22 protein-coding genes are annotated in these 18,803 nt (G+C 60.9%); 12 read left to right on the top strand and 10 right to left on the bottom strand.

Features of this window, described 5'->3' with window-relative positions; all coding sequences use genetic code 11:
- The first annotated feature begins 229 nt into the window (after nt 1-229).
- Nucleotides 230-1,027: an undecaprenyl-diphosphate phosphatase gene (locus AC1DJO_RS13145; protein ID WP_112538370.1), complete on the top strand. Its 798-nt coding sequence runs from the start codon at nt 230-232 to the stop codon at nt 1,025-1,027.
- A gap of 122 nt (nt 1,028-1,149) precedes the next feature.
- Here AC1DJO_RS13145 and AC1DJO_RS13140 read toward each other — a convergent pair whose 3' ends face one another.
- From AC1DJO_RS13140 to dnaN, 7 genes are all read right to left on the bottom strand, one after another.
- Nucleotides 1,150-1,446, bottom strand: a complete 297-nt coding sequence (locus AC1DJO_RS13140; protein WP_148194260.1) for a hypothetical protein — start codon at nt 1,444-1,446, stop codon at nt 1,150-1,152.
- Between the two features lie 141 nt (nt 1,447-1,587).
- Nucleotides 1,588-2,568, bottom strand: coding sequence for a complex I NDUFA9 subunit family protein (locus AC1DJO_RS13135; protein WP_477970972.1), 981 nt, complete (start codon nt 2,566-2,568; stop codon nt 1,588-1,590).
- Between the two features lie 112 nt (nt 2,569-2,680).
- Nucleotides 2,681-2,968 (bottom strand): DUF1330 domain-containing protein, encoded by a 288-nt coding sequence (locus AC1DJO_RS13130; protein WP_112514160.1) that lies wholly within the window; start codon nt 2,966-2,968, stop codon nt 2,681-2,683.
- A gap of 23 nt (nt 2,969-2,991) precedes the next feature.
- Entirely contained in the window at nt 2,992-3,687 is a 696-nt protein-coding gene (pyrF, locus tag AC1DJO_RS13125) for an orotidine-5'-phosphate decarboxylase (RefSeq protein WP_310293404.1), read from the bottom strand.
- Nucleotides 3,684-4,274 carry a histidine phosphatase family protein gene (locus tag AC1DJO_RS13120; RefSeq protein ID WP_477970970.1) on the bottom strand — a complete coding sequence of 197 codons (591 nt, stop codon included), beginning with the start codon at nt 4,272-4,274 and terminating at the stop codon, nt 3,684-3,686. Before AC1DJO_RS13120 ends, pyrF begins: the two co-directional genes overlap by 4 nt.
- A complete protein-coding gene (pmtA, locus tag AC1DJO_RS13115; protein ID WP_112538374.1) occupies nt 4,274-4,867 on the bottom strand; it encodes a phospholipid N-methyltransferase PmtA in 594 nt (197 codons plus the stop codon). Before pmtA ends, AC1DJO_RS13120 begins: the two co-directional genes overlap by 1 nt.
- Nucleotides 4,868-4,981: 114 nt before the next feature.
- Complete coding sequence (gene dnaN / locus AC1DJO_RS13110; protein WP_112385183.1) at nt 4,982-6,100, bottom strand: DNA polymerase III subunit beta; 1,119 nt, start codon at nt 6,098-6,100, stop codon at nt 4,982-4,984.
- A gap of 95 nt (nt 6,101-6,195) precedes the next feature.
- Here dnaN and AC1DJO_RS13105 point away from each other — a divergent pair, with 95 nt between their 5' ends.
- The 10 genes from AC1DJO_RS13105 to AC1DJO_RS13060 all read left to right on the top strand — a co-directional run bounded on the left by AC1DJO_RS13105 (nt 6,196) and on the right by AC1DJO_RS13060 (nt 15,344).
- Nucleotides 6,196-6,354 (top strand): hypothetical protein, encoded by a 159-nt coding sequence (locus tag AC1DJO_RS13105; RefSeq protein ID WP_162698717.1) that lies wholly within the window; start codon nt 6,196-6,198, stop codon nt 6,352-6,354.
- Nucleotides 6,347-7,264, top strand: a complete 918-nt coding sequence (gene rsmI, locus AC1DJO_RS13100) for a 16S rRNA (cytidine(1402)-2'-O)-methyltransferase (protein ID WP_112538375.1) — start codon at nt 6,347-6,349, stop codon at nt 7,262-7,264. Before AC1DJO_RS13105 ends, rsmI begins: the two co-directional genes overlap by 8 nt.
- Nucleotides 7,254-7,622 carry a YraN family protein gene (locus AC1DJO_RS13095; RefSeq protein WP_112514158.1) on the top strand — a complete coding sequence of 123 codons (369 nt, stop codon included), beginning with the start codon at nt 7,254-7,256 and terminating at the stop codon, nt 7,620-7,622. The genes rsmI and AC1DJO_RS13095 overlap by 11 nt, the downstream gene beginning before the upstream one ends.
- 125 nt (nt 7,623-7,747) lie before the next feature.
- A complete protein-coding gene (gene ugpB, locus AC1DJO_RS13090) occupies nt 7,748-9,073 on the top strand; it encodes a sn-glycerol-3-phosphate ABC transporter substrate-binding protein UgpB (RefSeq protein WP_112385186.1) in 1,326 nt (441 codons plus the stop codon).
- A gap of 63 nt (nt 9,074-9,136) precedes the next feature.
- Nucleotides 9,137-10,021, top strand: coding sequence for a sn-glycerol-3-phosphate ABC transporter permease UgpA (gene ugpA, locus AC1DJO_RS13085; RefSeq protein WP_477970968.1), 885 nt, complete (start codon nt 9,137-9,139; stop codon nt 10,019-10,021).
- Nucleotides 10,022-10,031: 10 nt separating this feature from the next.
- Nucleotides 10,032-10,880, top strand: coding sequence for a sn-glycerol-3-phosphate ABC transporter permease UgpE (gene ugpE / locus AC1DJO_RS13080; RefSeq protein WP_477970966.1), 849 nt, complete (start codon nt 10,032-10,034; stop codon nt 10,878-10,880).
- Nucleotides 10,881-10,882: 2 nt separating this feature from the next.
- Nucleotides 10,883-11,986, top strand: a complete 1,104-nt coding sequence (locus AC1DJO_RS13075) for a sn-glycerol-3-phosphate import ATP-binding protein UgpC (protein WP_477970964.1) — start codon at nt 10,883-10,885, stop codon at nt 11,984-11,986.
- Between the two features lie 100 nt (nt 11,987-12,086).
- Nucleotides 12,087-12,590 (top strand): cupin domain-containing protein, encoded by a 504-nt coding sequence (locus AC1DJO_RS13070; protein ID WP_112385190.1) that lies wholly within the window; start codon nt 12,087-12,089, stop codon nt 12,588-12,590.
- Between the two features lie 96 nt (nt 12,591-12,686).
- Entirely contained in the window at nt 12,687-13,634 is a 948-nt protein-coding gene (gene gshB, locus AC1DJO_RS13065) for a glutathione synthase (RefSeq protein ID WP_477970962.1), read from the top strand.
- 177 nt (nt 13,635-13,811) lie between these two features.
- Complete coding sequence (locus tag AC1DJO_RS13060) at nt 13,812-15,344, top strand: YifB family Mg chelatase-like AAA ATPase (RefSeq protein WP_477970960.1); 1,533 nt, start codon at nt 13,812-13,814, stop codon at nt 15,342-15,344.
- Nucleotides 15,345-15,490: 146 nt separating this feature from the next.
- On the opposite strand, the gene cysK is transcribed toward AC1DJO_RS13060, so the two are convergent.
- Together cysK and AC1DJO_RS13050 are read right to left on the bottom strand one after the other, a co-directional pair.
- Nucleotides 15,491-16,453, bottom strand: a complete 963-nt coding sequence (cysK, locus tag AC1DJO_RS13055; RefSeq protein WP_477970958.1) for a cysteine synthase A — start codon at nt 16,451-16,453, stop codon at nt 15,491-15,493.
- A 133-nt stretch (nt 16,454-16,586) separates the two neighbouring features.
- Nucleotides 16,587-17,204: a LysE family translocator gene (locus AC1DJO_RS13050; RefSeq protein WP_477970956.1), complete on the bottom strand. Its 618-nt coding sequence runs from the start codon at nt 17,202-17,204 to the stop codon at nt 16,587-16,589.
- An 83-nt stretch (nt 17,205-17,287) separates the two neighbouring features.
- Here AC1DJO_RS13050 and AC1DJO_RS13045 point away from each other — a divergent pair, with 83 nt between their 5' ends.
- A complete protein-coding gene (locus AC1DJO_RS13045; protein ID WP_477970954.1) occupies nt 17,288-17,845 on the top strand; it encodes a cysteine hydrolase family protein in 558 nt (185 codons plus the stop codon).
- Here AC1DJO_RS13045 and AC1DJO_RS13040 read toward each other — a convergent pair.
- Nucleotides 17,835-18,731: a DMT family transporter gene (locus tag AC1DJO_RS13040; RefSeq protein ID WP_477970952.1), complete on the bottom strand. Its 897-nt coding sequence runs from the start codon at nt 18,729-18,731 to the stop codon at nt 17,835-17,837. The two genes, AC1DJO_RS13045 and AC1DJO_RS13040, sit on opposite strands and share 11 nt — an antisense overlap.
- Between the last annotated feature and the right edge of the window lie 72 nt (nt 18,732-18,803).

Here is an 18,803-nt window from a genome sequence, read left to right as displayed (position 1 = left end):
CCTTCTCAAACTCCTAACAATTAGAGTTTAAGAAAGATATAGGATTGGATGGCGGCTTCAACTGCGAAGCAGGGTTACAGCCGCTTCTAAGTGCGGCCAATGATGGGTTTTTCATGATCTCCCGAAAGATCCGGCCTTTTTCCGCCATCCTGATGACCAATGAGTTGCCCGCCGCCGACGCTTGCCCGGTCCTGATTCGGCGGCCAGGAATTTTAACCGGAGACCATAGATGGATTATATAAACGCGATCATCCTGGGTATCATCGAGGGGATAACGGAGTTCCTGCCGATCTCCAGTACCGGCCACCTGATCATTGCAGAGCAGTGGCTTGGCGCCCGGTCCGACACGTTTAATATCGTCATTCAAGCTGGCGCCATTCTGGCCGTCACCATCATTTATTGGCGCCGCCTCGTGGATCTGGTCGTCGGCTGGCGGGAACCCAAGAACCGCCGCTATGCCTCCAGGCTTATCGTCGCCTTCCTGATCACCGCCGTGCTCGGCCTGATCGTCAAGAAGCTCGGCTTCGAGCTGCCGGAACATGCCACACCAATCGCCTGGGCGCTGATTATCGGCGGCTTCTGGATGATCTTTGCCGAATGGGCCGCCGCCAAGAAGCCGCCCTACAAGGACATCACCTGGATGGTTGCCATTCTGGTCGGTATTGCTCAGGTCGTCGCCGGAATTTTTCCGGGCACCTCGCGCTCCGGCGCAACGATCTTCGTTGCCATGCTGGCCGGAACGGCCAATCGCGCCGCGGCAACGGAATTCGCCTTCCTCGTCGGCATTCCGACCATGTACGCGGCCAGTGCCTATCAGCTGTTCAAGACCGTGAAGGATGGCGGCGCGGCGAACGAAGATTGGACCGCGCTCGGCATTGCCTTCGTGGTGTCAACCATCGTTGCCTTCATCGCCGTCAAATGGCTGCTCTCCTATATCCAGAGCAACCGCTTCACCGTCTTCGCGATCTACCGCATCATTCTCGGCGCCGTGCTGCTCGGCATGGCCTATGCCGGCATCATTGCCTGAGCCTCAACGAAAAACAGCCCCTTGCCGGCAGGCAGGGGGCTGAAACCAATTCAGACAATTTTGAAAATCGTTGCTTTCCGCCAAGCGGGCTGTTCAACGCAGCCGCGCGGAAAAGCTCCCACTTATTGGGGAATGCTTGCCGTAGAGCAGGGGTCGACACCGTAAGCCGGCGCACAGCCATCCTTCACAGCCGCGACCGAGCCGGGCGCGATGAAGGAGCCGGCCAGGATAACCAGTGCCGCACACGCAAAGAGAAGCGCGATTGACTTGCCCATCGGTATAAAGCCTTTCAAATCGATTGAACGCGCCTGCCAAGCCTCGTGAGCCGCTAGTTGCGCGCCGGGTGTGTAGTCAGTGGAATGGCAAATAGCAATAAATGTTCCTGCTAAATGTGACGTTAATTTCACTAATTTTTTCATGCGGCTTTTATGCAACGCCAATCCTGTTCGCAGGCCACAAAAACACGCGAAACTTGCGCCAGATTTGAGCTTTCGCCCAAAATAGAAACGCCGCCTGTGGAAATCCGCAGGCGGCGTTTCGGTTAATTCTAATGGGACGAATCAGGCGGCCTTGCCGGTGCCCGTGTACTGTCCATGCGGACGGTAATGCACCAGGTAGGACGGCAGAACCGAGGTCGCCATCGTCGGCGTGACGCCGAGGCCCTTCAGCGTGCGCTCTTCCTTCTCCGCTTTCGGCGAAACGACATTGTCATACTTCAGCAGGCGAACCTGATCGGGCGTGATCGGCGGTGAAACGAAGGGGATCAGCGATGCGATGCTGCCGATCAGCGAGGCGATACCTGCCGGCATCGATACCAGTGGATTCTTGCGCGCCGTCACCTTCAGCATGGTCTCGAGACATTCACGGAAGCTGAGGACTTCAGGACCGCCGAGTTCGTAGATCTTGCCCGTGAGAGCCTTGCCGTCGGCAGCGCGAGCGACGGCTTCGGCAACGTCCTCGACGTAGACAGGTTGCAGCTTGGTCTTGCCGCCGCTGATGACAGGCAGAACCGGCGAGAAACGGGCCATATCAGCAAACTTGTTGAAGAAGCTGTCCTCGGGTCCGAAAACGATCGACGGGCGGAAGATCACCGCGTCCTTCTTGATCGACAGCACCGCCGTCTCGGCGCGGCCCTTGCTGCGAGCATAGCTCGATTCCGACTTCTCGTCGGCGCCGATTGCCGAAATGTGGATCAGACGAGCCTTGGCATTCTTCGCTGCTTCGGCAACGGCGCGCGCACCGAAATCCTGCACCGCGTCAAAGGTGTTGCGGCCGGTCTCGAAAAGAATGCCGACGCAGTTGATCACACAGTCGGAGCCTTCGACGGCGCGCTCGACCGACTGGCGGTAGCGCAGATTGGCCTGCACGAAGGAAATCTGGCCGACATTGCCGAGCGGCTGCAGGAAACCTGCGAGATCGGGGCGGCGCACCGCGACCCGGATGCGGTATCCACGCTTGGCAAGCGCGCGAACCACGTGCCTGCCGACGAAGCCGGAGCCTCCGAACACGGTGACGAGCGGCGGCAGGTTGGCAAGTGTCATGGCAGGTTCCTCGAAAGGCTTGGGAGAGAGTGGTTGTTGGCTCCCGTATTAGCCCAATCCAGACGCGACGGAAAGGCCCATCGCGCCGCAGTTTCGCATCTGCGAAGACGCCTCAGATTCCCTCGACGACCACCATTTCGGCATCCGCGACTTCCTGGCGGATTTTGGCGGCGATCTGGTATTCCGGCGAGTTGTAGCAATCAACGGCTGCCTGCATCGACGGGAACTCGATCACGACATTGCGCGCCCGCGCCTTGCCCTCGAGCTCGGTGATCGCACCGCCGCGGGCGAGGAAGTTGGCGCCGTATTTCTCGAAGGCCGGTTTTGCGGCCGCGACATAGTCCTTGTAGCGCTCGGCGTCACGAACATCGACGCGCGCGATCCAGTAACCCTTAGCCATGATCTTCCTCTCCCTCTCTTTGCTTAACGGAGCGCTGCGTCCATCTCGGCCAGGATCGCGCGGGCGGCGTCCTTCGGATCCGGCGCCTTGACGATCGGGCGGGCGACGACAAGGTGGCTGGAGCCCGCTTTCAAGGCGTCTGCCGGTGTCATCACGCGCTTTTGGTCGCCCTTGTCGCTGCCGGCCGGGCGGATGCCCGGGGTAACGATCGCCATGTTAGGGCCAACGATCTTGCGGACGGCTGACGATTCCTCGGCCGAGCAGACGATGCCGCCCATGCCGGCGGCGAGCGCCTGTTCGGCACGGCGCAACACCAGGGTGTGCGGATCATATTCGTAACCGGCCGCTGTCAGATCCTGCTCGTCCATCGAGGTCAGCACCGTAACGCCGAGCAGGCAAAGATCGGAGCCTTTTGCGGCCTCGACGGCCGCCTTCATCGCCTTCGGATAGGCGTGCAGCGTCAGCATCGACATGCCCATCTTGACGATGTTCTCGACACCCGATGCGATCGTGTTGTCGATGTCGAGAAGCTTCATGTCGAGGAAGATCTTCTTGCCGCTCTGGGCAAGTTCGCGGGCAAATTCCAGCCCGCCAGCAAAGACCAGCTGATAGCCGATCTTGTAGTAGAGAATGTCGTCGCCGAGCGTTGAAACGATCTTTTCCGCTTCGCCCAGTGTCGGAACATCGAGCCCGACGATCAACCGTTCGCGTGCGTTCATCGCATCCACCCCTGCCAGCTTTCAATGGGCGTCCAGTCGCATGATAAGCGCCGGTCTGCAAGGGAGAAAGCGTAGAGATTGCCGCCTCCGCCCGGCTGGTCGCAGTCGCGCCCAATCGGCTTTGCTTCCAGGTGGCATTTCAGCAGTGTTCCGACGCCGCCATGCCCGATGAAGGCGATCGGCTCGTCCGTATTGTGCGACGACAGGATGCGCTCGACGGCGGAAACGATGCGGGCCTGCGCATCGATAGCTCGCTCCCAGCCTTTGAAGCTGAGGTCTGGATTGGCAAAGAACCAGTTGGCGGCTTTTTCGAATTCTGGAGGCGGCAGAAATCCGGTCGCCGACCGGTCGTTCTCATGCATGCCATGGACGATCTCAACACCGATCCCGGCGGCTTCGGCCAGAATCTCTGCTGTTTCGATCGCCTTGGTTTCATCACTTGAAATGATCCGGCGAAGCCTTTTCGTCCAGTCGCTCGCGGCCGCCTGCCGGGTGCGAGCCACTCCTGTTTCCGACAGACCCCATTGCGGAACGGGGACATCGGGATCGATCCTGACCTGTGGGTGAGTGATATAGAGCGCGAACATCAGCCCCGGCGGTAGATCCAGAGCTGAGCCGGGGGGATGTTGCGGACGATGAAGTCGAAATGCTGGATGTGATAGCGATCCGGCCGCGCGATGATCGGCGAGACGGCCCCATAGGAAATCTGGACGACGGGCCGGCCAGCCGGAACGCGGTCGAGAAGACTTTCCAGCAATGCGCTGCGGGCCTGCATCGGAAAGTTCAGCAATGGCACGGCGGACACCACGGAATCGAACATCTGTCCCTTCAGTGCGCCGAGCGTCTTGTCGAGATCGAAAGCGTCGCCGTTGATGAAGTGGACGCCCGGATAGAGGCGAACGAGGTGCTCGTAGAAATCCGTCGAATATTCGATTGCGACAAGCTTTTCTGGCTTAACGCCGCGGCCGAGGATCGCCTTTGTGATCGCGCCCGTTCCCGGTCCAAGCTCAAGCACCGGCAGGCCGGAATTGATATTGATGACGCTTGCCATCTTCTTGGCGGTAATCGAGGAGGTGGGGACGATGGAGCCGACAGTCTTCGGCCCCTGCATCATTCCCTTGAAGAAACGGATTTCCTCATCGAACTTTTTGCCGAGCCGTTCTTTCAGCCGCAACGCCATGCCGTCCTCCTCGTCAAGCAACAAACTGCTGGCTATCTAATTGCAATCATCCGGCAGTAAAACAAGACCAAACGTCGCAATCTGAAAACTTTGCCCGCCAAATGCGACGCGCGTTTACACGCGCATCGGCATCAGAACGTAGAGAGCATCATCGCCAGCCGTGTCGCGAATGAGCGTTGGCGAACCGGCATCGGCAAGCAGGAAGATCGCCTGATCGCCGGAAAGCTGCGCCGTGATATCCAGCAGGTATTTGGCGTTGAAGCCGATCTCCATCGAATCCGTGTCGTAGCCGACGGCCACTTCTTCCGTCGCGCTGCCAGAATCCGGATTGTTGACCGTCAGCAGTAGCTGCCCGTCGGAAAGCGCCAGCTTCACGGCGCGGCCGCGCTCGGACGAAATCGTCGAGACGCGGTCGACGGCCTGGGCGAAAGTGGTGCAATCGACGCGCATTTCCTTGTCGTTGCCGGTTGGAATGACGCGCTGGTAATCCGGGAATGTGCCATCGATCAGCTTCGATGTCATGACGATCGAGCCGATGCTGAGGCGGATCTTGGCGTCGGAAACTTCAACGGTAACAAGCGCATCCGGGCTATCGACCAGCTTCTGCAACTCGCCGACGGTCTTGCGCGGAATGATGATGCCGGGCATGCCCTCGGAGCCCGAAGGCGCCTTCACGTCGGCGCGGGCGAGACGGTGGCCGTCGGTCGCAACGGCGCGCAGCTTCAGGTCGCCTTCGCTTTCGATCGTGTGGAAGAAGATGCCGTTCAGGTAATAGCGGGTCTCTTCGGTGGAGATCGCAAACTGGGTGCGATCGATCAGCATCTTGAGATCCGTTGCCTTCAGCTTGAAGGAATGGGTGAAGGTGCCGGCGGTCAGATCCGGGAAGTCGGATTGCGGCAGGCACTGCAGCGAGAACTTCGAGCGGCCGGACTGGACGGTCATCGAACCGCCATCCGTCGATGTCGCAAGCAGAACTTCCGAACCGTCAGGCAGCTTGCGGACGATGTCGTAAAGAAGATGGGCAGGAACGGTGGTCGCACCGGCCTGTTCGACATTGGCGGGCGTCGCTTCGGTGACTTCGAGATCGAGGTCGGTCGCCTTCATGTCGAGATTCTGGCCGTCGGCACGCAGCAGGATGTTGGACAGGATCGGGATCGTGTTCCGTCGTTCGACGACGCGGTGAACGTGGTTCAGCGACTTCAGGAGGTTGGAACGCTCAATCGTAATACGCATGGGATGCTACCGCTTTCGACCGTGACTGTCCGGGCGCGCGAGCGCGCCAGAAAAATGCCTTTCCGGCTCCATGGCCGGAGGAGTGGACGGGCAAAATGGCAGAACTTTGCCGGGCATTGCAAGGGGTGCAAGGCTTTGCAGGCCTGCAAAGGCGCATTTACCCAATGATCCTCACAGAAATCCGAACCCTTGCCGCGAACGAAGCCTGCGCGCATAAAGAGCCGACGCCAGAGAGGGCCTTTGAAATTGAGTAATGAAGAGACGGCGGGCGAGGGCGGCAAGCATCGCACCTACCGCCTGCATAATGTCAGCATCCCCGCCCGCCCGCTCGAAGCGGCGCTGTATCTGGTCGCAACGCCGATCGGCAATCTCGGCGATATCACGCTTCGCGCGCTGGAAACGCTGGCGGGAGCCGATGTGCTCGCCTGCGAGGATACGCGTGTGACGCGCGTGCTTCTCGATCGCTACGGCATCCAGAATCGGCCCTTTTCCTATCACGAATACAATGCCGACGAGGCCGGTCCGCGTCTGATGCAGGCGATCGAGGCCGGAAAATCGGTTGCGCTGGTCTCGGATGCCGGAACACCGCTGGTCTCCGATCCGGGCTACCGTCTGGCGCAGACAGCCATCGAGACCGGCTACAAGGTTGTTCCGATCCCGGGTGCTTCGGCCCCGCTGGCGGCCCTCGTCGGTTCCGGTCTGCCAAACGAAGCCTTTCTTTTCGCCGGTTTTCTGCCGGTCAAGGACAAGGCGCGCCGCGACCGGCTGGGCGAATTCGCAACCACGCCGGCAACGCTGCTGTTTTTCGAGTCCCCGCATCGCATCGGCGCGACGCTGGCGGCTGCGGCCGATGTGCTGGGCGGTGAACGCCTTGCCTCGGTTTGCCGCGAACTGACCAAGACCTATGAGGAATTCCGCCGTGGCACGCTCGCGGAACTTGCTGCCCACTACGCCGAGAACGACAATGTGAAGGGCGAGATCGTCCTCGTCGTGGCACCGGCCGCCGAGAAGCCGGCCGATGCTGCCGATGTCGATGCGATCCTTGCCGATCTCTCGGGCACGATGCCGACAGCCAAGGCGGCAGCCGAGGCCGCAAAGCTGACGGGTCTGCCCCGCAAGGAGCTTTATCAGCGCTTGCTGGAGATGAAGGCGGATGAGCGGTAGCGGCCCTCGCGCGGACAGGCAGAAGGCGCTGCGCCGGGGCCGGTTCTCGGAATACGCGGCCGCACTGTTTCTTATCCTGAAGGGCTACCGCATCGCCGCCTTCCGCTATCGCACCAAGCTCGGCGAGATCGATATCATCGCCCGCAAGGGCGATCTCGCCATTTTCGTCGAGGTCAAAGCGCGGCGTGACGAGCGCGGCGCGGTGGACGCTGTTTCTTATGCGGCTCAGAAACGCATCCGTGATGCCAGCGACCTCTGGCTTGCCCGCCAGCCAGCCAATCACCTGCTATCGCAGCGTTACGACATCGTGGCCGTGTTGCCCGGCCGCTTGCCCCGGCATTTCCCGAATGCCTTCTAGCGGCATTGCATAGGCGTGCAGGCAGGCAGGCTTTGTAATTTTTCTGTCATGCAAATGTAAAGGAGGCGTCACGTAAGGCCTCTATTGGCTTCCTCACCCCAACAATTGGTGGAGAGGATTTATCCATGTTCAAGACGTTTTCTCTGGCCGCTGCCGCGGTCGTATTGTCTTCGTCGGCATCGTTCGCCGCAACCGAGATCACCTGGTGGCACGCCATGGGTGGCGAACTCGGCCAGAAGCTCGAGCAGATCGTTCAGAAGTTCAACGACAGCCAGACCGAATATCACGTGACCCCGGTTTTCAAGGGCACCTATCCTGAGACCCTGACTGCCGCTATCGCCGCTTTCCGCGCAGGTCAGCAGCCGGCTATCGTTCAGGTCTTCGAAGTCGGTACCGGCACGATGATGGCCGCCAAGGGCGCCGTCTATCCGGTCTACAAACTGATGGCTGACGAGGGCGAGCCCTGGGATCCGTCGAAGTTCATCGCGCCGGTCGTTGGTTACTATTCGGACCCGGAAGGCAACATCCTTTCCTTCCCGTTCAACTCCTCGACGCCGATCCTGTATTACAACAAGGACGTCTTCAAGAAGGCTGGCCTCGATCCGGAAGTTGCCCCGAAGACCTATGCCGAACTGGCTGAGTTCTCGAAGAAGATCGTTGACTCCGGCGCCGCCAAGTGCGGCTTCACCATTACCTATGCTGCGACCTGGCTCGGCCTCGAAAACTTCTCGGCCATCCACGATCTGCCCTACGGCACGCTGCAGAACGGCTTTGGCGGCACCAAGGCCGAGCTGAGCTTCAACGGCCCGAACCAGGCTCGTCTCTGGAGCGATTTGAAGAAGTGGCAGGATGCCGGTTACTTCCAGTACGGTGGTCCGGGCGGCGGCCCCGATGCAGCGCCTAAGTTCTACTCGCAGGAATGCGCCATCTACATGGGCTCCTCGGGCTCGCGCGCTGGCGTGATCAACAACGCCAAGGCCTTCCAGGTCGGCTTCTCGACACTGCCCTACTACGACGACGTCACCAAGGATCCGAAGAACTCGATCATCGGCGGCGCAACGCTCTGGACGCTGAACGGCCAGAAGCCGGAAGTCTACAAGGGTGTCGCCAAGTTCTACACCTACCTCAGCCAGCCGGAAGTTCAGGCTGATTGGCACCAGTTCTCGGGCTACCTGCCGATCACCAACGCTGCCTACGATCTCGGTAAGTCGCAGGGTTACTACGACAAGAACCCCGGCTCCGACGTCGGCCTGAAGCAGATCCTGCGCGGCACGCCGTCTGAAAACTCCAAGGGCGTTCGTTTCGGCAACCTGACCCAGATCCGCGACGTTATCGACCAGCAGTTCGAAACCGTGCTGTCGGGCAAGCAGACCGCCCAGCAGGCGCTCGACGAAGCCGTCAAGGAAGGCAACGCCATCCTGCGCGAATTCGAAGCCGCCAACTCGAACTAAGCTTTCGAAGCAGAAGCTGAGCCCTCCCCAGTCCGGGGAGGGCCTTTCCATATCGGGCGAGCCATGCAGACAAAGCGCACAATCTTCTCGAACCGCGTCCTGCCATATTTTCTTCTGGCGCCGCAGCTCGCAGTCACCCTGGTCTTCTTCATCTGGCCGGCCTTTCAGGCCTTCCGGCAGTCCTTCCTGCGCGAAGACCCCTTCGGCATGAAGACCACCTTTGTCTGGTTCGCCAATTATACCAAGCTCTTCGGCAGCACCGACTATATGAACGCGCTGTGGGTGACGCTGATCTTCTCGGTCTCCGTCACCGTTCTGTCGATGGGTCTGTCACTGCTCTTTGCTGTCTGCGTCAATCGCGTTCTGAAGAGCGGCCGCATCTATACGACGCTGCTCGTCTGGCCCTATGCCGTGGCGCCTGCCGCTGCCGGCCTGCTCTGGTGGTTCATGTTCAACCCCAGCATCGGCATCCTGCCCTATATCCTTCGCCAGTTCGGCTATGACTGGAACCACCGCCTCGACGGCAATGACGCGATGATCCTCGTCGTCATCGCCTCGGCCTGGAAGCAGATTTCCTACAATTTCCTGTTCTTCATCGCAGGCCTGCAATCCGTCCCGCAGTCCGTCATCGAGGCTGCATCGATCGATGGCGCCGGACCGTTCAAACGGTTCTGGACGGTGGTCTTCCCGCTGATCTCACCGACCACCTTCTTCCTGGCGGTCATCAACGTCACCTATGCGCTGTTCGACACCTTCCCGATCGTCGATTCCACGACGTCAGGCGGCCCGTCGCAATCGACGAATACGCTCGTCTACAAGGTCTATGCCGACGGTTTCGTCGGCCTGAACCTTGGCCCTTCGGCGGCGCAGTCGGTGGTGCTGATGCTCATCGTTGTCGCCCTGACCGTCATCCAGTTCCGCTGGATCGAGAAAAAAGTCCAGTATTGAGGCCCGTGCGATGATCGAGAACCGTCCCTTTCTGAACTTTTTGACACATTTCATCCTGATCGTCGGCGTCGTCACGGTGGTCTTCCCCGTCTACCTCGCCTTCATCGCCGCCACCCATGGCCCGACCGACTTCATGAGCGGCCTCATGCCACTGCTTCCCGGCGATCAGCTGATCACCAATTTCGACCAGCTGCTCAGCGCCGGGAATTCTGTGGCCGGTGCGCCGCCTTTCGCGCTGATGCTGGCAAACAGCCTGCTGATGGCTGTCATGATCGCGGTCGGCAAGATCGCCATCTCGATCATCTCCGCCTTTGCCATCGTCTATTTCCGCTTTCCGCTGCGCATGGTGGCCTTCTGGATCATCTTCCTGACGCTGATGCTGCCGGTCGAGGTCCGCATCCTGCCGACCTACAAGGTGGTCGCCGATCTCGGCATGCTGAATTCCTATCCGGGCCTCGTCATCCCGCTGATCGCCTCGGCGACCGCGACCTTCCTGTTCCGCCAGTTCTTCCTGACCATCCCGGAAGAGCTGATGGAGGCGGCCCGAGTCGATGGCGCAGGCGCCATGAAATTCTTTCGGGATATCCTGCTGCCGCTGTCGCGCACCAATATCGCGGCGCTGTTCATCATCCTCTTCATCTATGGCTGGAACCAGTATCTCTGGCCGATGCTGATCACCACCGATCCCGGCTATTACACCGCGGTCATGGGCATCAAGCGCTTGGCTTCGGTACTGGACGGCGACACCCAATGGAACCTCGTGATGGCAGGCGTCATCCTCGCCGCCCTGCCGCCGGTTCTCATCATCATCGTCATGCAGCGCCTTTTCGTCAAAGGCCTGGTCGAAACGGAGAAATGACAATGGCCTCTATCGATGTAGAAGGCGTCGGCAAGATCTATCAGGGCGGCGTCAAGGCCGTCTCGGGTGTCGGCATCAACATCAGGGACGGCGAGTTCATCGTCCTCGTCGGCCCGTCCGGCTGCGGCAAGTCCACACTGCTGCGCATGATCGCCGGCCTGGAGAGCATTTCCGAGGGACAGGTGAAGATCGGCAACCGCGTCGTCAATAATGTCGAGCCGGCCGATCGCGACATCGCTATGGTATTTCAGAACTATGCGCTTTACCCGCATATGTCCGTCCGCCAGAACCTCGAATACGGTCTGAAGAACCGCAAGACGCCTCGGGCGGAGATCGACGCCCGCGTGGCCGAAGCCGCCCGCATGCTGCAGATCGAGCAATATCTGGAGCGCAAGCCGAAGGCTCTCTCGGGCGGTCAGCGCCAGCGCGTCGCCATGGGCCGCGCCATCGTTCGCAAGCCTGCCGTCTTCCTCTTCGACGAGCCGCTGTCAAACCTCGATGCCAAGCTGCGCGTCTCGATGCGTGGCGAGATCAAGCGTCTGCAGCGCCGTCTCGGCACCACCTCGATCTATGTCACCCACGACCAGCTGGAAGCGATGACGCTGGCGGACCGCCTCGTCGTCCTGAATGGCGGCGAGATCGAACAGATCGGCGCGCCGCTCGACGTCTACCACACCCCGGCCTCCACCTTCGTCGCCAGCTTCATCGGCTCACCGGCCATGAACCTCCTGAAGGCCGAACTGCATGGCGACAAGCTGGCAATCGGCCCTAGCCTGATCGACCTCGCAGGCAACGCTCCGGCCTCCGGCCCTGTTACCATCGGCATGCGTGCTGAGGACCTGCGTCTCGCGCACCCGGACGAATATGCCATGCCGCTCGCCGTCGAATATGTCGAGGAACTGGGCTCGCAGCGCCTCGTCCACGGTATGCTCGGCGATCAGCAGCTGACTGCGGTCGTCTCGCCGGAAACGCCGATCGCCAGTGAAATGCGCTTCGTCATCTCTCCCGAAAAGCTTCACTTCTTCGCAGCCGATAGCGGCAAGCGGATCGGTGCCGGCGTCGCGGCCAGCACAAGCGCGCTGGTCGTCGCCGAGCCAGTCCACTAGGCTTCGTCAGGATCCGTTAAAATTTTAGCGGCTGCTTGAACGCCTCTCTTACGACTTGTCTGTTATTCCGCGAACATTGGGGTAGCAAACGGGGTGTTTCATGGCCTGGAAGCTTATGCTTGCAAGTGCGGTCGCAATGGCTGCGCGCACGGTGCCGTATGCTGTAGCGATGCCGCGCGGCAAATCCTTCATCGCGCATTCGAGCGACCATCTGCCGATGAAGTCGACGCCGATCAATCCGGACTGGGTGGTCAGCGGTGACCCGCAGGCCCGCACCGCAGAGCACTCGCGCGGCCATGACGAAGCCTCCCTGACGGCGATCTGGGATTGTACGGCAGGCGAGTTCCGCTGGTTCTTCGGCTGGGACGAGACGGTGATGATAATCGAAGGCGAGGTCCATATCACCGCCGAAGACGGCACCGAGCGCACACTCCGCGCCGGCGACGTCGCCTTCTTTGCCGGCGGCACCTGGGCCAGCTGGCGGGTCGATAATTACGTCCGCAAGGTTGCCTTTCTGCGCAAGCCTTTCCCGAAGCCGGTGGCGCTCGCCTACCGCCTCCGCAACATGCTGCGCAACACCGGACAGCAGGGCCTCGCGGCCTGAAGAAACCTTGATCGCGATATCACGAAGCCATTGATTGGCCGTTGCGTTCAGCCGTCTTGCGACCTACATCTGTCCGGCATTCAGTGAGGGACGGAAATGGCCAAGATCAAGAACGTAGCGGTCCAGATGGACCATGTTTCGGGCATCAACATCGCAGGCGATTCCACCTTCGCCATGAGCCTTGAGGCGCAGACCCGGGGCTACAAGCTCTTTCACTACACGCCTGATCGGCTGAGTTTCCGCGATGGTCAGGTCTTCGCCTCTGTCGAGCCGATGATCCTTCGCGACGTCAAGGGCGACCATTTCAAGCTCGGCGCGCCCGAGCGCATCGATCTCTCGACCATGGATGTCGTCCTGCTGCGTCAGGATCCGCCCTTCGACATGGCCTATATCACCTCGACGCATCTGCTCGAGCGCATCCACCCGAAGACGCTCGTCGTCAACGATCCGGCGTGGGTCCGCAATTCGCCGGAAAAGATCTTCGTCACCGAGTTCGCCGATCTGATGCCGAAGACGCTGATCACCAAGGATGCCACCGAAATCCGCCGCTTCCGCGATGAAATGGGCGATATCATCCTCAAGCCGCTCTACGGCAATGGCGGCGCCGGTGTCTTCCATTCGACCAAGGACGACCGCAATCTCTCCTCGCTGCTCGAAATGTTCGGCCAGCTGTTCCGCGAGCCTTTCATCGCCCAGCAATACCTGCCCGATGTGCGCAAGGGCGACAAGCGGATCATCCTTGTCGATGGCGAGCCTGTCGGTGCGATCAACCGTGTTCCGGCCGAGCATGACAGCCGCTCCAACATGCATGTCGGCGGCCGCGCCGAGGCGACCGAGCTGACGGCGCGCGAGAAGGAAATCTGCAAGCGCATCGGCCCGGCTCTGAAGGAGCGCGGCTTCCTGCTCGTCGGCATCGACGTCATCGGTGACTACATGACGGAGATCAACGTCACCTCTCCGACCGGATTGCGCGAGGTCGCAAAGTTCGGTGGCGCCGATATTGCCAGCCTTCTCTGGGATGCCATCGAGCGCAAGCGTACCTAAAACGGGTGTTTTGTTCTCATTTTGATGAGCCGATACAACCCGCTGCAACCTGAACGCAGCGGGTGCGGGAATCTGTTCGTTTATTGTTCTTGTTTTATTCTGTTTTCCATGCCAGATTGCAATTGACGGCCATGATGGGTCGTAAAACGCGATGTAGTTGGTTGCGGGGGCAGGGGCATGGTCGCGCGCGTCAGTACGGTTGCATTTCAGGGCATTGAAGGTGTGCCGGTCGAAGTCCAGGTGATGGTCGCTCCGGGCAAGGTCGGCATGCAGATCGTCGGTCTTCCCGACAAGGCCGTAGCGGAAAGCCGCGAGCGGGTTCAGGCGGCCCTTCATGCGTCGGGGCTGGCGCTTCCGGCCAAGCGGGTCACCGTCAATCTGGCACCTGCCGATCTTCCGAAGGAAGGCTCGCATTTCGATCTGCCGATCGCGCTCGGCCTGATGGCGGCGCTCGGCGCCATTCCCGGCGATGCGCTCGCGGATTATGTCGTGCTTGGTGAACTCAATCTGGATGGCACGATTGCCCCGGTTGCCGGCGCGCTTCCGGCGGCGATCGGAGCCAATGGCCTTGGTAAAGGCCTGATCTGCCCGGCCGACAGCGGCCCGGAAGCGGCCTGGGCCGGGACCGGCCTTGATATACTGGCGCCGAGAAGCCTGATCGCTCTCGCCAATCATTTCCGCGGCACGCAGGTTCTGTCGCGCCCCGAGCCGTCGATCCGCGCCAACGCTGCCAACCTGCCTGATCTTGCTGATATCAAAGGACAGGAGAGCGCTAAGCGCGCCCTAGAGGTCGCCGCTGCCGGAAATCATAATTTGCTGATGGTTGGGCCTCCCGGCTCGGGCAAATCGATGCTCGCAGCGCGGCTGCCATCGATTCTACCGCCGCTTTCGGCTGCCGAGCTTCTCGAAGTGTCGATGATCCACTCGATCGCCGGGCAGCTCTCCGGCGGCAAGCTGTCCGATCGGCGTCCATTCCGTACCCCGCATCACTCGGCAACCATGGCCGCGATGGTCGGCGGCGGTTTGCGGGCAAGGCCCGGCGAGGCGTCGCTTGCCCATCATGGCGTGCTCTTTCTCGATGAGTTTCCGGAATTCTCGCCGCAGGCGCTCGATGCATTGCGTCAGCCGCTGGAGACCGGCGAATGCATCATCGCCCGCGCCAATCACCGGGTCTCCTATCCGGCCAGTATCCAGCTGGTCGCCGCCATGAACCCCTGCCGCTGCGGCATGGCCGGAGAGCCCGGCCACAGCTGCGCCCGCGGTCCTCGCTGCCAGTCCGACTATCAGGGGCGGATTTCCGGCCCGTTGATGGATCGGATCGATATCCGCATCGACGTGCCGGCTGTGGCCGCGACCGACCTGATCCGGCCGATGCCGGCTGAAGCGAGCAGCGCGGTGGCGGCCCGCGTTGCGCGGGCGCGAGACTTGCAGGCCGACCGGTTCATCGCTGCGGGCCTCGGCGGCATCGTCACCAACGCGCGCTGCTCGACGGCGCTCATCGAGAAATACGCCGAACCGGATGCCGGCGGCTTGCAGCTGTTGCGGGATGCGGCCGAGAAGATGCGCTTCTCCGCCCGCGGCTATCATCGCGTTCTGAAAGTCGCGCGCACGCTCGCCGATCTCGATGGAAAGACAACGGTTGGCCGTATCCATCTGGCTGAAGCGATCTCCTATCGGATCGCGGGCGAGCGGCTGACGGCTGCAGCATGAGAGGGAAGCGAATAGTGAGAAGCGAATAGCGAATAGAAAAAGAAAAGCTTGCTGAGCACCTAGGGCCGAGCAAGCTTCGCTATTCGCTATTCGCTATTCGCTATTCGCTATTCGCTATTCGCTATTCGCTATTCGCTATTCGCTGATCAGCTCCCGAGCCCATCAAATAGCGCCGTCGAAAGATAGCGCTCGGCAAAGGACGGGATGATCACCACGATGGTCTTGCCGGCATTTTCCTCGCGGCTACCGACCTTGATGGCGGCGGCAAGTGCCGCACCGGACGAGATGCCGACCGGCACGCCCTCGAGCCTGGCAACCAGACGGGCGGTTTCCATGGCCAATGCGCTGTTGACGGTAACGACCTCGTCATAGATCTTGGTGTCGAGAATGGCGGGCGCAAAGCCGGCGCCGATGCCCTGGATCTTGTGCGGGCCGGGTTGACCGCCGGAGAGAACCGGCGATTCTTCCGGCTCGACGGCGATCACCTTGATGCCGGGCTTCTTCGACTTCAGCACCTGTCCGGCGCCGGTAATCGTGCCACCGGTGCCGATGCCGGAAACGAAAATGTCGACGGCGCCGTCGGTATCGTTCCAGATTTCCTCGGCCGTCGTCTTGCGATGGATTTCAGGGTTGGCCGGGTTTTCGAACTGCTGCGGAATGATCGCGTCAGGCAGCGTCGAAGCCAGTTCCTCGGCCTTGGCGATCGCGCCCTTCATCCCCTTCGGTCCCTCGGTCAGCACCAGTTCGGCGCCAAGCAGCGCCAGCATCTTGCGGCGCTCGACGGACATGGTTTCCGGCATCGTCAGGATCAGCTTGTAGCCCTTGGCGGCGGCGGCGAAGGCCAGAGCGATGCCGGTGTTGCCGGAGGTCGGCTCGATCAGCGTCGTCTTGCCGGGCGAGATCTTGCCCTGCGCTTCCAGGCTCTCGATCATCGCCACGCCGATACGGTCTTTAACCGAGGCGATCGGGTTGAAGAACTCGAGCTTTGCCAGCAGGTTGGCCTTCACGCCCTTTTCCTTGGCAAGCTTGTCGAGGCGCACGATCGGCGTATCGCCGATGGTTTCGGTGATCGACGAGTAGATGCGGCCGCGGCCCGGTTTCTTCGACATGAGTGCTCTCCCTTGAAGTGTGTTGCGCAGAGAATAGGGTCAAAGCGGGCATCAGACCAGACCGGCCTCACGCGCAGGAGTGGCAAGCCAGAGAAAAAATCCTTTGAAAACCGCCGTTTGACGGATGAATTTTTCAGGCCGCGCGGGTGGCGATAAAGGCTGCGGTGCCCGCCAGAATGCCGGCCGCCGTCCGGTTCAGGGCCTGCAATGCGCGCGGCTGCTTCAGCATGCTGCGGGCACGGGTTGCCAGCAGCATATAGGGGATCAGCACCGTGAGCAGGACGATGAAGGTCGCGGCCAGCAGCAGGCGATATTCGCGCAGGCCGATGGTATGGATATCGATCAGCGTCGGCACCAATGCCACATAGAAGAGCATCGTTTTCGGATTGCCGAGGGTTACGAGCAGGCCCGAAAGAAAAGACATGCCCATGCTGCTCGATTTGCGCGCTGAGATATCCTGCGGCAGAAGCCCCGATGTCCAGAGCTTGTAGGCGATGTAGCAGAGATAGATCACGCCAGCGAACTTGATTACCAGGAAGATCTCGGTGAAGGTCTGCGCCACGAAGGCGAGGCCGAGGATGACCGCCGTCAGATAGGTCATGTCACCCAGCACCAGGCCGAGACCCATGAAGAAGGTCTCGCGGAAGTTCGAGCCCAGCGCCCGCGCCACGATCGCCGTGATACCCGGTCCCGGAATGGCTGCTGCAATGAACAGTGCGCCGCTATAGGCAATGAGCGCTGCAATCGTCATTTGTCTCTCCCTGATTGCCGCCTATTTACGTCCGTGCGAAATGGCTTTCAAGCGACTTCGAAAATGACGTCACGGGGGATGAAATGTCCAAGGCCTTGCTGCTGATCGATGTCCAGAATGCCGTGCTGGAAGGCATGGGTGCGAAAGAGCGTGCACCGGCGATCCAGGAAGCCTACGATGCGGTGACCAGGCGGCTCGCAGCCGTGCTCGCAAAAGCGCGATCGGAAGCTGTCCCTGTTATCATCGTCCAGCATGACGAAGCCGAAGGCGATCCGATTGCCAAGGGTAGCAAGGGCTGGGAAATCAGGGCGGAAGTGGTGCCTGCGCCCGGCGAGCTGCTGATCAACAAGCAGGCTTGCGATGCCTTCTTCGAGACGCCGCTGGAAGCCGAGCTGCGCAGGCGCGGCATCACCCATCTCGTCATCGGCGGCTGCGTCACGCCCTTCTGCATCGACACGTCGGTTCGCCGCGCCGTCTCCCTCGGCTTCGATGTGACGTTGATCGCCGACGGTCACATGAGCGGCGATATCGGCGCACTCGGCTTCGAGCAGATCATCGCACATCACAACATGGTTCTGTGGGGATTCGGCGCCGGCTCTCACGGCGTCGGATTGTCAAAGGCCGCTGAGGTCAGCTTCTGACCGCGCGCAGAAAGCGCCCAGGCGTCCAGCCGAGATTCATGCCCGCAGCGGCAAGCAGAATGATCGCCGCTCCCACTACCTGCAGAGGCTGTAGCGCGTGGCCGAAGGCGATGCGATCAACTGCGATTGCGATAATCGGATAGATGAAGGACAGCGCACCGGTGAGATGGGTCGGCAGCTTCTGGATCGCGCCATAGAGCAGCACATACATCAGCCCGGTATGGACGACACCCATGGTCACCAGCAGCGACCAAGTCCCCGCCGCCGTAGGCATGGCGGAAAAATCGGCAAAGGGCGCCAGCATCAGAATGCCGGTCGAAACCTGGATGAGGGCGATCAGATGCGGTGGCGTGCCTTTCAGCCATTTGGCTGCCAGCGCCGCCAGCGCGTAGAAGAAGGCGGCTCCGAGCGCCAGCGCGATTCCCATGCCGTAGCTGCCGCTGATCGGGCCGCTATCCGGCTTGGCCTCGACGATCGTCAGCATGCCCGCGAAGGCGAGCCCGAGCCAGAACAGCTTCGTGCCGGTGATCTTCTCGCCGAGAAAGGCCGCCCCCAGCGCCAGCAGCATGAAGGGCTGGGTATTGTAGACCGTGGTGGCGATCGAGATCGACGCATGCGAATAGGACGCAAAAAGCATCAGCCAGTTCAGCACGATGGCGATGCCACCGAAAACGGCGATGCCGAAGCTCTTCAGCGACAGCAGGCGAGGATTCAGAAGCCCGAGCACCGCGCAGATGACAAGCAGGCTAATGGCCCCGAACAGGCAACGCCAGAAAACGACATTGTCAACCGGCTGCCCTGACATGATAACAAACCAGCCGATGCTGCCCGAAATCAGCATTGCCGCCGTCATTTCCGCGCTTCCCCGTCTGATCTCGCTCTGCATCGCAACTCTCCCGTGATGGAGGCGCAGATTATTGCGCAACCGCTGCCGTCTCTATATCTTGCGAAGCAGAAC

The sequence above is a fragment of the Rhizobium sp. 05N430 genome, from assembly GCF_056396985.1.
The sequence above is the reverse complement of the archived record's forward strand: the minus strand, read 5'-3'. Positions and strand labels throughout refer to the sequence as shown.

Excerpts from the sequence above, each read along its gene's own strand:
- AC1DJO_RS13145 (WP_112538370.1), top strand. The coding sequence starts at position 230 with ATGGATTATATAAACGCGATCATCCTGGGTATCATCGAGGGGATAACG.
- AC1DJO_RS13140 (WP_148194260.1), bottom strand. The coding sequence starts at position 1,446 with ATGAAAAAATTAGTGAAATTAACGTCACATTTAGCAGGAACATTTATT.
- AC1DJO_RS13135 (WP_477970972.1), bottom strand. The coding sequence starts at position 2,568 with ATGACACTTGCCAACCTGCCGCCGCTCGTCACCGTGTTCGGAGGCTCC.
- AC1DJO_RS13130 (WP_112514160.1), bottom strand. The coding sequence starts at position 2,968 with ATGGCTAAGGGTTACTGGATCGCGCGCGTCGATGTTCGTGACGCCGAG.
- pyrF (WP_310293404.1), bottom strand. The coding sequence starts at position 3,687 with ATGAACGCACGCGAACGGTTGATCGTCGGGCTCGATGTTCCGACACTG.
- AC1DJO_RS13120 (WP_477970970.1), bottom strand. The coding sequence starts at position 4,274 with ATGTTCGCGCTCTATATCACTCACCCACAGGTCAGGATCGATCCCGAT.
- pmtA (WP_112538374.1), bottom strand. The coding sequence starts at position 4,867 with ATGGCGTTGCGGCTGAAAGAACGGCTCGGCAAAAAGTTCGATGAGGAA.
- dnaN (WP_112385183.1), bottom strand. The coding sequence starts at position 6,100 with ATGCGTATTACGATTGAGCGTTCCAACCTCCTGAAGTCGCTGAACCAC.
- AC1DJO_RS13105 (WP_162698717.1), top strand. The coding sequence starts at position 6,196 with ATGGCAGAACTTTGCCGGGCATTGCAAGGGGTGCAAGGCTTTGCAGGC.
- AC1DJO_RS13095 (WP_112514158.1), top strand. The coding sequence starts at position 7,254 with ATGAGCGGTAGCGGCCCTCGCGCGGACAGGCAGAAGGCGCTGCGCCGG.
- ugpB (WP_112385186.1), top strand. The coding sequence starts at position 7,748 with ATGTTCAAGACGTTTTCTCTGGCCGCTGCCGCGGTCGTATTGTCTTCG.
- ugpA (WP_477970968.1), top strand. The coding sequence starts at position 9,137 with ATGCAGACAAAGCGCACAATCTTCTCGAACCGCGTCCTGCCATATTTT.
- ugpE (WP_477970966.1), top strand. The coding sequence starts at position 10,032 with ATGATCGAGAACCGTCCCTTTCTGAACTTTTTGACACATTTCATCCTG.
- AC1DJO_RS13075 (WP_477970964.1), top strand. The coding sequence starts at position 10,883 with ATGGCCTCTATCGATGTAGAAGGCGTCGGCAAGATCTATCAGGGCGGC.
- AC1DJO_RS13070 (WP_112385190.1), top strand. The coding sequence starts at position 12,087 with ATGGCCTGGAAGCTTATGCTTGCAAGTGCGGTCGCAATGGCTGCGCGC.
- gshB (WP_477970962.1), top strand. The coding sequence starts at position 12,687 with ATGGCCAAGATCAAGAACGTAGCGGTCCAGATGGACCATGTTTCGGGC.
- AC1DJO_RS13060 (WP_477970960.1), top strand. The coding sequence starts at position 13,812 with ATGGTCGCGCGCGTCAGTACGGTTGCATTTCAGGGCATTGAAGGTGTG.
- cysK (WP_477970958.1), bottom strand. The coding sequence starts at position 16,453 with ATGTCGAAGAAACCGGGCCGCGGCCGCATCTACTCGTCGATCACCGAA.
- AC1DJO_RS13050 (WP_477970956.1), bottom strand. The coding sequence starts at position 17,204 with ATGACGATTGCAGCGCTCATTGCCTATAGCGGCGCACTGTTCATTGCA.
- AC1DJO_RS13045 (WP_477970954.1), top strand. The coding sequence starts at position 17,288 with ATGTCCAAGGCCTTGCTGCTGATCGATGTCCAGAATGCCGTGCTGGAA.
- AC1DJO_RS13040 (WP_477970952.1), bottom strand. The coding sequence starts at position 18,731 with ATGCAGAGCGAGATCAGACGGGGAAGCGCGGAAATGACGGCGGCAATG.